Source organism: Mesorhizobium sp. B264B1B, assembly GCF_020165765.1.
In the GTDB taxonomy this organism is placed as follows: Bacteria; Pseudomonadota; Alphaproteobacteria; order Rhizobiales; family Rhizobiaceae; genus Mesorhizobium.
Window position 1 is genome coordinate 134,795 of the sequence record NZ_JAIUIS010000017.1, and the last position, 14,237, is coordinate 149,031.

The 14,237-nt window shown below is 62.5% G+C and carries 13 protein-coding genes; 6 read left to right on the forward strand and 7 right to left on the reverse strand.

The window, feature by feature from the left end; genetic code table 11:
• Positions 1-15 precede the first annotated feature (15 nt).
• A complete protein-coding gene (locus LB547_RS27460; RefSeq protein ID WP_140498521.1) occupies positions 16-1,869 on the forward strand; it encodes an AsmA-like C-terminal region-containing protein in 1,854 nt (617 codons plus the stop codon).
• Between the two features lie 149 nt (positions 1,870-2,018).
• Here LB547_RS27460 and LB547_RS27465 read toward each other — a convergent pair whose 3' ends face one another.
• The 6 genes from LB547_RS27465 to LB547_RS27490 all read right to left on the reverse strand — a co-directional run bounded on the left by LB547_RS27465 (position 2,019) and on the right by LB547_RS27490 (position 9,004).
• A complete protein-coding gene (locus LB547_RS27465; protein ID WP_140763157.1) occupies positions 2,019-2,837 on the reverse strand; it encodes an ABC transporter permease in 819 nt (272 codons plus the stop codon).
• Entirely contained in the window at positions 2,834-3,799 is a 966-nt protein-coding gene (locus LB547_RS27470; RefSeq protein ID WP_140763160.1) for an ABC transporter permease subunit, read from the reverse strand. Before LB547_RS27470 ends, LB547_RS27465 begins: the two co-directional genes overlap by 4 nt.
• A 9-nt stretch (positions 3,800-3,808) precedes the next feature.
• On the reverse strand, positions 3,809-4,951 hold the full coding sequence (locus LB547_RS27475; RefSeq protein WP_140666582.1) for an ABC transporter ATP-binding protein: 1,143 nt from the start codon (positions 4,949-4,951) through the stop codon (positions 3,809-3,811).
• 77 nt (positions 4,952-5,028) lie between these two features.
• Positions 5,029-6,126: a polyamine ABC transporter substrate-binding protein gene (locus LB547_RS27480; RefSeq protein ID WP_140513398.1), complete on the reverse strand. Its 1,098-nt coding sequence runs from the start codon at positions 6,124-6,126 to the stop codon at positions 5,029-5,031.
• A 339-nt stretch (positions 6,127-6,465) separates the two neighbouring features.
• Positions 6,466-7,419 (reverse strand): DMT family transporter, encoded by a 954-nt coding sequence (locus tag LB547_RS27485; RefSeq protein WP_140498526.1) that lies wholly within the window; start codon positions 7,417-7,419, stop codon positions 6,466-6,468.
• A 139-nt stretch (positions 7,420-7,558) separates the two neighbouring features.
• Positions 7,559-9,004 (reverse strand): helix-turn-helix domain-containing protein, encoded by a 1,446-nt coding sequence (locus LB547_RS27490; RefSeq protein WP_140763163.1) that lies wholly within the window; start codon positions 9,002-9,004, stop codon positions 7,559-7,561.
• Positions 9,005-9,239: 235 nt separating this feature from the next.
• Between LB547_RS27490 and aceA the strand changes: the two genes are divergently transcribed.
• The 3 genes from aceA (at position 9,240) to LB547_RS27505 (ending at position 11,507) form a co-directional block, all read left to right on the forward strand.
• On the forward strand, positions 9,240-10,529 hold the full coding sequence (aceA, locus tag LB547_RS27495) for an isocitrate lyase (RefSeq protein WP_140498528.1): 1,290 nt from the start codon (positions 9,240-9,242) through the stop codon (positions 10,527-10,529).
• A gap of 52 nt (positions 10,530-10,581) precedes the next feature.
• Positions 10,582-10,824 carry a hypothetical protein gene (locus LB547_RS27500; protein WP_140498529.1) on the forward strand — a complete coding sequence of 81 codons (243 nt, stop codon included), beginning with the start codon at positions 10,582-10,584 and terminating at the stop codon, positions 10,822-10,824.
• A gap of 239 nt (positions 10,825-11,063) precedes the next feature.
• Positions 11,064-11,507, forward strand: a complete 444-nt coding sequence (locus LB547_RS27505; RefSeq protein ID WP_140498530.1) for a response regulator — start codon at positions 11,064-11,066, stop codon at positions 11,505-11,507.
• A gap of 15 nt (positions 11,508-11,522) precedes the next feature.
• Here LB547_RS27505 and LB547_RS27510 read toward each other — a convergent pair whose 3' ends face one another.
• Entirely contained in the window at positions 11,523-12,233 is a 711-nt protein-coding gene (locus LB547_RS27510) for an HAD family hydrolase (protein ID WP_140498531.1), read from the reverse strand.
• A 140-nt stretch (positions 12,234-12,373) separates the two neighbouring features.
• Between LB547_RS27510 and LB547_RS27515 the strand changes: the two genes are divergently transcribed.
• Both LB547_RS27515 and LB547_RS27520 read left to right on the forward strand, forming a co-directional pair.
• Positions 12,374-13,810, forward strand: a complete 1,437-nt coding sequence (locus LB547_RS27515) for a glutamine synthetase family protein (RefSeq protein ID WP_181168616.1) — start codon at positions 12,374-12,376, stop codon at positions 13,808-13,810.
• A gap of 30 nt (positions 13,811-13,840) precedes the next feature.
• On the forward strand, positions 13,841-14,209 hold the full coding sequence (locus LB547_RS27520) for a four helix bundle protein (protein ID WP_140561378.1): 369 nt from the start codon (positions 13,841-13,843) through the stop codon (positions 14,207-14,209).
• The last annotated feature ends 28 nt before the right edge of the window (positions 14,210-14,237 follow it).

Sequence of the window (14,237 nt, forward strand, 5' to 3'; positions counted from 1 at the left end):
AGCATACGGGGCGATATGCCATCATCTTTGATCCGACGCGGAACATGGGCGATCGGCGCTGCCGTGATCGTCATCGCGCTGGTGGTCGCCGCCCTGCCGCTGATCGCTTCGACGCGTATCGTGCGCGATCGTATCGCCTGGGAATTGAGTGCCTGGAGCGGTTTCCGGGTTGCCATCGAAGGCTCGCCGCGCATCGAGGTCTGGCCGAACTTCCGGGCGATCCTGACGGATGTGACGCTTTCGAAGTGGACCGACGTCGACGCACCGCCGGTCGTCGAGGCCGAACGGGTCGAGGTCGACCTCTCGGCCATGGCGGCGCTGCGCGGCGACGTGGTGTTTTCCACGGCGCGGCTGGTGCGGCCGACGATCAGGGTCCAGCGCACGGCGAGCGGCCTGTTCCTGCCCACCGCTCCGACCGGCGGCCGCATCGCACGCGCCATCGACGTGGCGCGCGGCGTGGTCGGTGCGGACCCCGCCAAACCCGATCTTGACAAGCTACCGGCCGACACTTTCGGCACGGTGGAGTTCAGGGACGGCCGCATGGTGGCGTCCGTCAACGGCAAGGACGAAGAGGTGCTGAGTAGCCTGAGCGGCCAGGCGACATGGGCGGCGATGAACAGCAATGCGACGCTCTCGGCGACCGGCATCTGGCGCGGCGAAAGCGTCGCCGTGGATGCCGCATCGCCGAAGCCGCTGGTGTTATTTGCCGGCGGCATGGCGCCGCTCACCCTGTCGTTCAAGGCGGCGCCCGCCACCTTCTCCTTCGACGGCACGGCCAGCATGTCCGAAAACGCCTATTTCGACGGCCAGGCCAAGTTTTCAGCGCCCTCGCTGCGGCGTGTGCTTGAATGGTCGCAGGCCGATATCGCGCCGGGCGCCGCGATCGGCTCCGTCAGCATCTCGAGCAAGGTGACCGCGACGGCCGGGCGCGTCAAATTCGAGAACACCGCACTCTCCCTCGACAATAACCCAGGCATGGGTGCGCTGGACCTGTCGCTTGGCGACGCACAGCCGGTGATCTCCGGCACGCTCGCCTTCGACACGCTCGATCTGAGGTCGTTCCTGTCCGCCTTCACGCCGCTCGGGCCGGCAAGCGGGGCAGGTCCGAGCGAAGTCGACACGAATTTCGCCGACCGGGTCAATCTCGACCTCAGGCTGTCGGCGGCGCACGCCACGGCCGGCTCCATCCAGCTTGCCGACGTCGCCGCCACGGCGCAGGTCAAGGATGGCCTGTCCGTTTTCGACATTTCCGATGCCTCGGCCTTTGGCGGCAACATCCAGAGCAGCCTTCGCTTCGACCGCAAGCCCGAGGGCAGCCAGGTCGAGATCCGGCTGCTGGCTTCCGATATCGATGGCGGCGCTTTCGGCACGGCGGCCGGGATGACGCGGCTGGTGCCGGTCGGCACGGGGACCGTGTCCGTCATCCTCAAAGGGCCCGGCAGGACCTGGGACTCGATCTTCGAAACCGCCGACGGCTCGGTTTCGGCGACCTTCGGGCCAGGCGCGCTCAGCAAGTTTAACCTGCCGGCCTTTCTCAAGCATACCGAACAGGGCGGCTTCTTCGCACTTGACGACGTCTCGGACGGGACACTGCCGATCGATGGCGCCGAACTGAAGGCCACCATCTCGAAAGGCGTGGCGAGGCTGGACAAGGCCGAGGCCAATTCGGCGAAATACAAGATCTGGCTTTCCGGCATCGCCTCCTATGCCGGACGGGGGCTGGCGCTGTCAGGCGGTGTCATCCAGCCGGACCAGGTCGCCACGCAGGCAAACGGCCAGCAAGGCCCCAAGCAATCGTCCTTCTTCGTTGGCGGGACATGGAGCACGCCGTTCATTTCGCCGATCAACCGCGGCGTGTCGGGCGAATAAGCAGCCTTTTGGTCTCTTTGTTCAAGCATGATCTCCGGACAAACGGAACCGTTTGTCCGCGAAAACCGGTGCCCACTTTTCGGGATCATGCTCAGCCTATTCGGGCATGATCTCGCCCGAAAACCGGTGCCCACTTTTCGGGATCATGCTCAGCCGCGTTGCGCGGCCTGTTCGTCGCGCTGGCGCTGGACCTCGCGACGCTTGTTGGCAAGCGAAGCGACGATGACGCCGACCGCGACGACCGCGATCAGAATGGTGCAGGCGGCGTTGATCTCCGGCGTCACGCCGAGACGAACCTGGCTGTAGATCTTCATCGGCAGCGTGGTCGCACCCGGCCCCGAGGTGAAGCTGGCGATGACCAGGTCGTCGAGCGAGAGCGTGAAGGCAAGCATCCACCCCGACACGATCGCGGGCAGGATGACGGGCAGCGTGATCTGGAGGAATGTCTTGACCGGCGGCGCGCCGAGATCCATCGCCGCCTCCTCCAACGAGCGGTCGAAGGATACGAGGCGCGACTGCACGACGACGGCGACGAAGCACATCGTCAAGGTGGTGTGTGCGAGTGTGACGGTGAGGAAGCCCCGGTCGAGGCCGACAGCGACGAAGAGCAGCAACAGCGACAGGCCGGTGATGACTTCGGGCATGACCAAAGGCGCGAACACCATGCCGGAGAACAGCACCCTGCCCCGGAAACGCGTGTAGCGTGTCAGCGTCAGCGCCGCCAGCGTGCCGAGCACGGTCGCCGCCGTGGCCGAAATGACGCCGACGCGCGCCGTCACCCAGGTGGCGTCCATGAGGCCCTGATTGTGGAACAGCGACACGTACCATTTGGTCGAAAAGCCGCCCCAGACGGTGACCAGCTTGGATTCGTTGAAGGAGAACACGATGAGCAGCACGATCGGTAGATAGAGGAAGGCGAAACCGAGCACGATCGAGGTGATGTTGAAGCGGCTCCAGGTGGTGTTCATTTGTCCTGCTCCTGCGCCTTCGCCTGGGCCTGCTGGAAGATCATGATCGGAACCGTGAGCAACAGCAGCAGGATGACGGCGACAGCTGAAGAGACCGGCCAGTCGCGATTGGCGAAGAACTCGTTCCACAACGTCTTGCCGATCATCAGCGTCTGCGATCCACCAAGCAGATCGGGAATGACGAATTCGCCGACCGCCGGAATGAACACCAGCAGGCAGCCGGCGATGACGCCGGGCAATGACAGCGGGAACGTGATCTTCCAGAATGCACTGGTCGGCGGACAACCAAGGTCCTTGGCCGCCTCGATCAGCGAATAATCCATTTTTTCCAGCGACGAATAGAGCGGCAGCACCATGAACGGCAGGTAGGAGTAGACGATGCCGATGAAAATCGCCGTATAGGTGTTGAGGATGACCAGCGGCTGGTTGATCAGATGCAGCGACAGAAGCAACTGATTGAGCAGCCCCTCGGGCTTCAGGATGCCGATCCAGGCATAGACCCGGATCAGGAACGAGGTCCAGAACGGCAGGATGACCAGCATCAGCAAGGTCGGGCGGATCGTCGCCGGCGCGCGGGCCATGCCATAGGCTATGGGATAGCCGACGATCAGCGTCAACACGGTCGAGATCGCCGCGATGATCAGGCTGGTGACATAGGCGTTGAAATAAAGCGCGTCCTGCGTCAGCCAGGCATAGTTGTCGAAGTTGAGGTCGCGAAAGCCCGCGAAGAAGCCGGAGACGCCCTCGCTGAAATCAAGCACCGGCGTATAGGGCGGCATGGCGATCGCCGTCTGCGACAACGAGATCTTGAAGACGATGATGAAGGGGACAAGGAAGAAGAACAGCAGCCAGAGATAGGGAATGAAGATGACGAGACGATTGACGAAGCCGGCGCCCAGCCGCGCCAGCAATGGTTTTGCCGCGGCCGGTAGGGCGGCGTCGGTGGCGGCGATGTCGGACATGTCAGCCCCCTACCGCGTCAGCACGACGCCGGCATCCGGCCGAAAAGAGACCCAGGCGCGGTCGTTCCAGGTCAGCTGGTCCTCGGTGATGCGCGCTGCGTTCAAGGCGCTTGCCCGCACGAGCTGCCCGTCGTCCAGCCGGACGTGATAGACGGTCATGTCGCCGAGATAGGCGATGTCGTAAACCTCGCCCTCCAGCGCATTGACGCCATCGGCCGGCTTCTTGGACGACACCTTGATCTTCTCCGGCCTAATCGCGAAGACGATATCGGCGCCCGCGGCGGCGGCATTGCCGGCATTCTCGACGAGGATCTGGGCGCCGGTCGCTCCGGTGATGCGCGCCGTCTTGTCCGTCCGTTCGGCAACCTTGCCCTCGAACATGTTCACGTTGCCGACGAAATGCGCGACGAAGCGCGACGCCGGGGCCTCGTAGACTTCCGCCGGCGTCGCGACCTGCATGACCTCGCCCTTGTCCATGATGGCGATACGGTCGGCCATGGTCATGGCCTCTTCCTGGTCGTGGGTGACAACGACGAAGGTGAGGCCGAGTTCCTGCTGAAGGTCCATCAGTTCGAACTGCGTCTCCTCGCGCAGCTTCTTGTCGAGCGCGCCGAGCGGCTCGTCGAGCAGCAGCACCTTCGGCCGCTTGGCGACCGAACGGGCGAGCGCGACACGTTGGCGCTGGCCGCCGGAGAGCTGGTGCGGCTTGCGCTTGGCGAACTGCTCGAGCTTGACCAGCTTGAGCATCTCGGCGACGCGCTTTTCGACGTCTGGCTTGGCCATCCCTTCCTGCTTGAGGCCGAAGGCGATGTTGTTCTCCACAGTCATATGCGGAAACAGGGCATAGGACTGGAACATCATGTTGACCGGCCGGCGATAAGGCGGGATGCCGCGCAGATCCTGGCCGTCGAGCAGGATGCGGCCGGCCGTCGGCTCCTCGAAGCCGGCGAGCATCCTGAGCAGCGTCGATTTTCCGCAACCGGAGGCGCCGAGCAGGGCGAAGAACTCGCGCTCGAATATGGTCAGCGAGAGATTGTTGACGGCGGTGAAGTCGCCGAACTTCTTGGAGACGTTGTCGAACTGAATGTATGGCTTGGCGTTCGGATCGTTCCAAGGCGCGAAATCCCTGCGGATGCTGCCAAGCGATTTCATGTGCCACTCCGCTGCTGTTTTGCCCCATCGAAAAGAAGGAGACCCGGCAGGGTGACTGCCGGGCCTCCTCGGACTGACTACTGACCGGTGACGATTTTGGTCCAGGTGCGCGTGATGACGCGCTGGGTCTTGGGATCGTAGGGCGAGATCGTAAAGAGCTTCTGCAAGGTCGCGGCGTCCGGGTAGACAGCGGGATCCTCCAGAAGCGCCTTGTCGACGAATTGCTGGGAAGCCTTGTTGCCGTTGGCATAGAGCACGGCGTTCGACGATTTGGCGATCACCTCCGGCTTCATCATATAGTTCAGGAACTCATGTGCCTCGGCGACATGCGGCGCATCGGCAGGGATTGCCATCTGGTCGAACCACATTTCGGCGCCTTCCTTCGGCACGGCGTAGCCGATCTCGACGCCCTGCTTGGCCTCCTCGGCGCGGTTGCGCGCCTGGAACACGTCGCCCGACCAGCCAACCGCCAGGCAGATATCGCCATTGGCCAGAGCGTTGATGTATTCGGAGGAATGGAACTTCCTGATGTAGGGCCTGATCTTCATCATCAATTCCTCGGCCTTGGCAAAATCGTCCGGCGACGTGGTCTCAGGATTGATGCCGAGATATTTGAAGGCGGTCGGGAAGATGTCGGTCGGCGAATCCAGGACATAGACGCCGCAATCCTTCAGCTTGGCCAGCTTTTCCGGATTGAAGAACACGTCCCAGCTGTCGATCTTGTCGGTGCCGAGCGCTGCCTGCACCTTCTTGATGTTGTAGCCGAGGCCGACCGTGCCCCACATGTAATTGATCGAATATTCATTGCCGGGATCGTATTTGGCGGTCCGTTCCGAAACCGTGTCCCACATGTTGGAGAGGTTCGGCAGTTTCGACTTGTCGAGCTTCTGGAACACGCCGGCCTGGATCTGGCGGGCAAGAAAATTGCCGCTCGGCACGACGACGTCATAGCCGCTGCCGCCGGCAAGCAATTTGGTTTCCAGGATCTCATTGGAATCGAACGTGTCGTAGACCACCTTGATGCCGGTCTGCTTGGTGAAATCGTCGATGACCGTGGGGTCTATATAGTCCGACCAGTTGAAGACATTGACGACGCGGTCCTCGGCGTGGCCGCCGAGCGTAAAGAGCGCCAGAAATGCCGAAGTCGCCGAAAGCCAGAGCGCTTTGCGGATCATGCTATTCTCCTTTGGTGAGTGTTCCATCGCCGGCGCGTCGCGGTATCCGCGCGGCCGGGCATTTGCTTCAGACTATTGAGCTTTCCAGGAGGCGACAAGCGCCAATTGCCGCGCCGCCGGCTGTCGCAAGCGATGCTCGCGCGCCACTGTCCTGGGCTGGAAGGAGTCGCCGCATCGTCAGAAGCTTTCGCCGCCGCGCAGGCAGAAATACTGGGATGTGATCCGGTCTCGATCGGGTCGCCGGGGAGACTTGGCAAGATAAGCCTGTCTTGTTGTTGCCGTGGTCCCAGCCTGCCCGCGCGGCAGCGAACTTGTCAATGGCAAAGCTAGGGCGCCGCATCAATTCGGCGACGGCACGCCGGTGACCCCTGCCCTGACTGGCCGCGTCTGTCGCTTGAACTCCAGTCCGATATGGACGAGCAGCGCCGTGACCACCACCGCGCCGCCGACGATGGTGCGGCCCGACGGGACCTCGGAGTGGATCAGCCACACCCATATCGGCCCGAGGATCGGCTCAAAGGTGCCTAGCAGCGCGGCAACGGCGGCCGGGATCAGCCGCGCGCCGGTGGCGAAGAAGGCGAGGCCAAGACCCAGATTGACCACCCCGAACACGAAGAGAAAACCCATGTCGATGCCCGATACGGCGAAGGCCGAAGCCTGCGAGGCGGCAAAGCCTGCCGCCAGGATCGTGCCGAGGCAGGTCGCCGGCGTCATGCGCACGCTGGAGAAGCGCCGGGTGATGACCGTGGCGATCGAGAACATGACGGCGATCAGCAGCGCCAGCCCGTCGCCCATGGGCGAAACGGCGCCATCCAGCGATTCCGACACCATGATGGCGACACCGGCGATGACGGCGGCAATCGCCAGCCAGGTCGCGACCGCCACTCTTTCGCGAAAGAGCGCCCAGGCAAACAGCGCCGCAAGCAGCGGCACGCCGGCCTGCATCAACAGGATGTTGGCGACGGTGGTGTAGGCAAGCGCCACGACAAAAGAGGTCGACGCGGTGGCGAAGCAGAAGCCCACGGCAAGGCCAGGCAGGCCCATGCCGCGAAACGACCTCAGCATCCCGCGCCAGCCGTCACGCCAGACCATGAAGCAGAGCAGGAAGGCGGCCGCCCACACGGAACGCCAGAACACCACCGTCCAGCTGTCGCCGGCGGTGATGAAGCGGGCGATCGTGCCGCCGAAACTCCACATCAATGCCGACAGGAACACGAGCAGGAAGCCGATGCGCTCCTCCCGCTGCGGGACGGTCGATGAACGAGCGATCGGCGATGATGCTGTGTCGGTCATGGGTACGACTGTCGATGTTTGAGAACGGCACAATGCGCAAGGGACGACAAAAACGTACCTCATTCGCGTAACGCAAAGGCGCGGGCCCGGCGTGATCCAGAGACCGCCGGCGATTGTGGCAAGTCCGCCTTGCGAAGCGTCACTGGAAATCGAAGGCGCTCAGGCCTGTCACCATCTCGTCGAGGCCAAGCGGGCGCGTCACCGGCGGCTCGGCGCGCGTCAGGCAGCCGACGCGCTCGCAAAGCCGGCAGGCGGGCCCGACCGGCGTCGCCGCTACCGCGCCAGCTCCGCCTTTTCTGGCCGTCGGGCCGGGAAGTGCCGCACCATAGACGATGTCGTCGCGAAAGCCGATGTCGCACCCCAGCAGCAGTGCGGTGCGGCGCGGCCGCTCGGAGAACGCGCCTTGCGGCCCCTCCAGCGTGCGGGCGATGCAGAGGAACTCGGCGCCGTCGGGCATTTCCACCGCTTCGACAAAAATCTGGCCGGGCTGGCTGAAGGCGACGTGCACGGGAAGCTTGGGACAAGCGCCACCGAAGCGGCTTTGCGGAAAGCCCAGGCTGCCGGCTTTGCGGAAGCGATTGCCGGCATTGTCGATCTCCAGCATGAAGAACGGCACGGCCGAGGCGCCTTGCCGCTGCAGCGTGGTCAGCCGGTTGGCCGCCTGCTCGAAGGAAGCGCCGAAGCGCGAGCGCAGCACGTCGATATCGTAGCGGGCACGAACGGCCGCCGCGTGGAAAGCCTGGTAAGGCATCATCAGCGCATGCGCCGCGTAGCGCCCGAGTTCGAACCGGGCGAGGCGGCGGGCCTCATCTGTGGACAGTTTCAACGCCTGGATCTCGCCGGCTATCGCGACGGTCATGCGGATCAGGCATGCCTCCATCGCCATTTCGCGTAACTGGTCGAACGGCGACAGGCGCTCGGACAGGAACAGGCGCTGCGAATGGCGATCGTAACGGCGGCGCCAGTTCGGCATGGTGGCGACCGGCAGCACCTTGACGACGATGCCGTATTCGCGCTTCAGCCAGCCCTTCAGCGCAGCAGACAAATCATCGCCGGGATCGAGCACCGAAGTGAACGCTTCCGCCTCTTCCTCGATATGCGCAAAATGGTTCGGCCGACGCTCGAAAATCTCATGCACCTCGTCGATCGGCAGGCGGGCGCTGGAAAGCGCCGTCACCCGCCCCTCGCGCGCAAGAAGCTCGTTGAGATCGGACAGGCGCTCGGCCTGTTCGCGATAGGCACGGAACAGTTTTATCACGGCCGCGGAGGCATTGGGCGCGGCTTCGGCAAGCTCGATCAGTTCCTGGTCTCCCGGCAATTCGCCAGCCAGCAGCGGATCGGCAAACACTTCCCTCAAGGCCGCGACAGAGCCGCCCGCTTCGCCCTGCAGCTCATGCGGATCGACCTTGTAGACGGACGCCAGCTTCAGGATCAACTGCACCGTCAGCGGCCGCTGGTTGCGCTCGATCAGGTTGAGATAGGATGGCGAGATGCCGAGGCCTTCGGCCATTGCCGTCTGGGTCAGGCCCTTGGCGTTGCGGATGCGGCGGATACGCGGCCCGGCAAATATCTTCTGGTCGGCCATAGGGCTCCTTAACAGGAATTTACATTGCCGTCGCTGCTACGCTTCCATGCGATTTTTTACAATAATTACAAATTTACCTCGCCCATCTGTCAAACACAATACAGATTTTCCCTTATTGATGGCCTGATTCTTCGATTTGCATGGCTCTTTTCGCCTCGCACTGTAAATTCAGTCACATTCGAACGCGGCGAGGAATGCCGCCGAGCCGCAAAGAAACAATCCTCCGGAGTAGAGCATGACTGATTTTTACAACCTCGTACCCTCGGCCCCCGAGGGCCGCTTCGATGGCATCGAACGCCCCTATTCGCCGGAGGATGTGACGCGACTGCGCGGCTCGGTGCAGATCCGCCAGAGCCTGGCGGAAATGGGCGCCAACCGGCTGTGGAAGCTCATTCACGAGGAGGACTTCGTCAACGCGCTCGGCGCCATGTCCGGCAACCAGGCCATGCAGCAGGTGCGCGCCGGGCTGAAGGCGATCTACCTGTCTGGCTGGCAGGTCGCCGCCGACGCCAACACCGCCTCGGCCATGTATCCGGACCAGTCGCTCTACCCGGCCAACGCTGCCCCCGAACTCGTCAAGCGCATCAACCGCACCTTGCAGCGCGCCGACCAGATCGAGACCTCCGAAGGCAAGGGGCTTTCGGTCGATACCTGGTTCGCACCTGTTGTCGCCGATGCCGAAGCCGGCTTCGGTGGGCCGCTCAACGCTTTCGAGATCATGAAGGCGTTCATCGAGGCAGGTGCCGCCGGCGTCCATTACGAGGATCAATTGGCATCGGAAAAGAAGTGCGGCCATCTCGGCGGCAAGGTGCTGATCCCTACCGCGGCCCACATCCGCAACCTCAATGCCGCACGCCTGGCAGCCGACGTGATGGGCACGCCCACCCTGGTCGTGGCGCGCACGGACGCGGAAGCGGCGAAGCTGCTCACCTCCGACATCGACGAGCGCGACCAGCCCTTCGTCGACTACGACGCCGGCCGCACGGTGGAAGGCTTCTACCAGGTGAGGAACGGTATCGAGCCCTGCATCGCGCGCGCCGTCGCCTACGCTCCCCACGCCGACCTGATCTGGTGCGAAACCTCGAAGCCCGACCTGGCGCAGGCGAGGAGATTTGCCGAGGGCGTGCACAGGCATCACCCCGGCAAGCTGCTGGCCTATAATTGCTCGCCTTCGTTCAACTGGAAGAAGAACCTCGACGACGCCACGATCGCCAGGTTCCAGAAAGAGCTCGGCGCCATGGGCTACAAGTTCCAGTTCATCACGCTGGCCGGTTTCCACCAGCTCAATTACGGCATGTTCGAACTCGCCCGCGGCTACAAGGAGCGGCAGATGGCAGCCTATTCGGAGTTGCAGGAAGCCGAGTTCGCGGCGGAGGCCAACGGCTACACCGCGACCAAGCACCAACGCGAGGTCGGCACCGGCTATTTCGATGCCGTGTCGATGGCGATCACCGGCGGACGGTCATCGACCACGGCCATGCATGAATCGACCGAGCACGCCCAGTTCAAACCGGCTGCGGAATAGCAAACCAGGGATCTCGGCAAACGCCCAAGGGCATACAGCAAGGAGAAGACCAATGGCATCGATAAGCCGCGTCAAGGAACGGGCCGAAGAGCAGTCGACCACGATGAGCATCGACCAGCAAGCGACGATCCGCATGCTGGCCAACGATCTGCACCGGCTCAACCAGTCGGTGATGAAGGCGGTGGAAGCCGGCGTCTCGGTCGAGCTGGTGCGCTCGGCACGACACCATGGCGGCGACGGCAATTGGGGGGACCTGTTGATCCCGGTCATCGTCACGCAGCAAAGCCATGGCTGATCGAAGATCGCGCAGGCCCGCCTCTCACCTGCGCAGTGTATGCGCAGGTGAATTTTATTTTCATGCAACCAAGGAATGGACAGAGCAGTACAGTACTGTTGCTTGAATTGACTGCTGCGGGAATGCTTTCCCCAGCTTTTTATTTCGGCTTGACAGGGACCGCGATCTCACGCCAATTGTCGCCTGATTTCAACTCTGCATTGAAATGGGACGAGTTTCTTGGCTGACTTGGGTGCCCAGTGAAGCGTGACGACGAAAGCGCGAGACATCCGAATCTGGTGAGCCGGGATTCAGCCACGGAGACGATCCGTCAGACCTCGCAGGTGCTCGTTGTCGGCAAGTCGCCGATCAATCGGGTGGTGATTTCCAAGATCGTCGAGCGGTCCGGGCTCAAGCCGATCTCGGAATCACCCGACATGGCGGCGAAGACCTTGCGCTTGCTGGTCCTGGCCGTGATTGTCCTGGACGGCGGCGCCGATAACAGGGACTGCGACACTCTGATGCCCGGCATCGAGATGTTGCGGCGGGCTTCGGGTAAATCGCTCCCGCCCGTGGTACTGCTTTCAACCAAGAACGGCACGCCGGAGAGCCTTGGCCTTTCAAACGTCGTCGACGCGGTGGTGGCCAAACCGATTACGCCCGAGCGCTTGCAGCCGGTGATTGATCGGCTGGTCAACCGCTGAAGGCGGCAAGCAAGCCTATCCGGCGAGGCTTTCGATCAGTTCGGGCAGTTGTCCGAGATCGGAGATCTGCCGGAAGCGCGGTTCGGCAATGGGCGCTTCGACATGTTCAAGCACCCAGGTCAATTCATGCGGCACATGAACGCCCCAGCCGCCGGCCTCGATGGCCGGCACCACATCGGACTTCAGCGAATTGCCGACCATCATGCTCCTGGCCGGGCCGTCGCCATGGCGACTGAAAACGCGCGCATAAGTAGCCGCGTTCTTGTCGCTGACGATCTCGATCGCGTCGAACAGATCGCCGAGGCCGGACCCGGCCAGCTTGCGTTCCTGGTCGAACAAATCACCCTTGGTGATCAGCACGAGGCGATAGGCGCCGGCGAGCCGTTCCACCGTCTCGCGCGCATGCGGCAAGACCTCGATCGGGTGGCTCAGCATCTCGCGGCCGGCGCCGAGGATCTCCGATATGACCGAAGCCGGGACGCGGGCTTGCGTGACCTCGATCGCCGTCTCGATCATCGACAGCGTGAAGCCCTTGATGCCGAAACCGTAGACGGCAAGATTGCGTCTCTCCGCCTCCAGCAGCCGTGCCGAGATATGTTCCTCTTCGCCGTGATCGGCAAGCATGGCGGCAAAGCGCTTCTCGGTCATGCGGAAGAACTGTTCGTTCTGCCACAGCGTATCGTCGGCATCGAAGCCTATGGTGGTCAGTTCGCCGGTCTTCTGCATGGACGCATCTCATATGTGAACGAGGCTGAACCTAGTCTCGCAGCCGCGATTTTCAACCGCAACGGCCAATGCCGGCTGCTCCCCTTCCCTTCGGTCGCCGGGCACAGCTATACTCCTAAATCCGCAACCCAATCTGGTGAATGATGCCGCCTGCAAAAAAGGAAGTCCGTCCGTCGAGCCGCGGAGGGCGCGCCCGCACGCCTGCCTTCGTGAAAAACCTGCGTGGTGTGAAGAACTGGAAGGAAGTCAGCGAATGGCTGCAATGGCGCGGCATCGAAGACATCGAATGCATTACGCCTGACCAGGCCGGCGTTGCCCGCGGCAAGATGATGCCGTCGAAGAAATTCACCTCCAACACCTCGCTGGCGCTGCCTTCAGCCGTATTCATGACCACCATCTCAGGCGGCTATCCCGAAGACGGCAACGGCTTCCATTATCCGGAGGACGACGGCGACCTCAAGCTCATGCCGGACCTGTCGACGCTGACGGTGGTGCCTTGGGAGGAAGACCCGACGGCGGCCGTCATCTGCGACCTCGTCCACCAGGACGGCCGTTCGGTGGAATTCACGCCGCGCAACGTGTTGAAGCGTGTTCTGGCCGCCTATGACAGGCGCGGGCTGAAACCGGTGGTGGCGCCCGAGATCGAATTCTATCTGGTGCGCAAAAACCCGGATCCGGATTACCCGCTGACGCCGCCCGTCGGCCGTTCGGGGCGGGCGATCGGCGGCGGCGCCGGTTATTCGATCGCCGGCGTCAACGAGTTCGACGAGCTGATCGACGACATCTATCATTTTTCCGAAAGCCAGGGCCTGGAGATCGACACGCTCATCCATGAAGAGGGCGCCGGCCAGCTCGAGATCAATTTGCGCCACGGCGATCCCGTCGAACTCGCCGACCAGGTGTTCATGTTCAAGCGCACTATTCGCGAGGCGGCGCTGAAACACGAAATCTACGCCACCTTCATGGCCAAGCCGATCCAGGGTCAGCCGGGCTCCGCCATGCACATCCATCAGTCGATCATCGACAAGAAGACGGGCAAGAACATCTTCTCGGCCGAGGACGGCTCGGAAACCGAGGACTTCTTCCATTTCATCGGGGGCATGCAGAAGCATGTGCCGAACGCGCTGGTCATGTTTGCGCCCTACGTCAATTCCTACCGCCGGCTGACGCAGTCCGCCTCGGCTCCGGTCAACAACAAATGGGGCTACGATAATCGCACAACGGCATTCCGCGTGCCGCGCTCGGATCCGGCGGCGCGCCGCGTCGAAAACCGCATCCCCTCCTCCGACGCCAATCCCTATCTGGCAATGGCCGCTTCGCTCGCCTGCGGGCTGATCGGCATCACCAACAAGATCAAGGCCGAACCTCCGGTGCTGACCACCGCCAATGCCGACGAGATCGACCTGCCGCGCAGCCTGCTCGAAGCCGTCGACCTGTTCGAGGGCGACGAGGAACTCTGCGCGCTTTTGGGCAAGTCCTTCGCCGCGACCTATGCGGCGATCAAGCGGGCGGAATTCGAGACGTTCATGGAAGTGATCAGTCCTTGGGAGAGGGAGTATTTGTTGCTGAATGTATAGGGGAGTAGGGGAGTAGGGGAGTAGGGATGAATGGCCGAAAAGACAGGCTCTTACAAGGACTTGCTTGTTTGGCAGCAGGCAATGGATCTTGCTGTGGCAGTTTACAGCTCCACAAAATCATGGCCCAAGGAGGAACTTTATGGATTGACCAGCCAAGTCCGCCGTTCCGCAAGCTCGGTGCCGGCAAATATAGCTGAGGGGTATGGTAGAGAAATTCGAGGATCCTACCAACAGTTTCTTCGCATCGCCCAGGGATCATTGAAGGAGCTGGAAACTCAACTTCTGATCGCTGAGCGGACTGGCATCGCCTCGCAGGCGGCGACAGCGTCGTTGTTGGCCAGCACCGAAAGTGTGGGGAAGCTCTTGCGGCTTTTGATCCGCAAATTGTCCCCGGAATAGCCTCCCCTACTCCCCTACTCCCCTACTC

Coding starts and splice junctions, on each gene's coding strand:
- LB547_RS27460 (WP_140498521.1), top strand. CDS start 16: ATGCCATCATCTTTGATCCGACGCGGAACATGGGCGATCGGCGCTGCC.
- LB547_RS27465 (WP_140763157.1), bottom strand. CDS start 2,837: ATGAACACCACCTGGAGCCGCTTCAACATCACCTCGATCGTGCTCGGT.
- LB547_RS27470 (WP_140763160.1), bottom strand. CDS start 3,799: ATGTCCGACATCGCCGCCACCGACGCCGCCCTACCGGCCGCGGCAAAA.
- LB547_RS27475 (WP_140666582.1), bottom strand. CDS start 4,951: ATGAAATCGCTTGGCAGCATCCGCAGGGATTTCGCGCCTTGGAACGAT.
- LB547_RS27480 (WP_140513398.1), bottom strand. CDS start 6,126: ATGATCCGCAAAGCGCTCTGGCTTTCGGCGACTTCGGCATTTCTGGCG.
- LB547_RS27485 (WP_140498526.1), bottom strand. CDS start 7,419: ATGACCGACACAGCATCATCGCCGATCGCTCGTTCATCGACCGTCCCG.
- LB547_RS27490 (WP_140763163.1), bottom strand. CDS start 9,004: ATGGCCGACCAGAAGATATTTGCCGGGCCGCGTATCCGCCGCATCCGC.
- aceA (WP_140498528.1), top strand. CDS start 9,240: ATGACTGATTTTTACAACCTCGTACCCTCGGCCCCCGAGGGCCGCTTC.
- LB547_RS27500 (WP_140498529.1), top strand. CDS start 10,582: ATGGCATCGATAAGCCGCGTCAAGGAACGGGCCGAAGAGCAGTCGACC.
- LB547_RS27510 (WP_140498531.1), bottom strand. CDS start 12,233: ATGCAGAAGACCGGCGAACTGACCACCATAGGCTTCGATGCCGACGAT.
- LB547_RS27515 (WP_181168616.1), top strand. CDS start 12,374: ATGATGCCGCCTGCAAAAAAGGAAGTCCGTCCGTCGAGCCGCGGAGGG.
- LB547_RS27520 (WP_140561378.1), top strand. CDS start 13,841: ATGGCCGAAAAGACAGGCTCTTACAAGGACTTGCTTGTTTGGCAGCAG.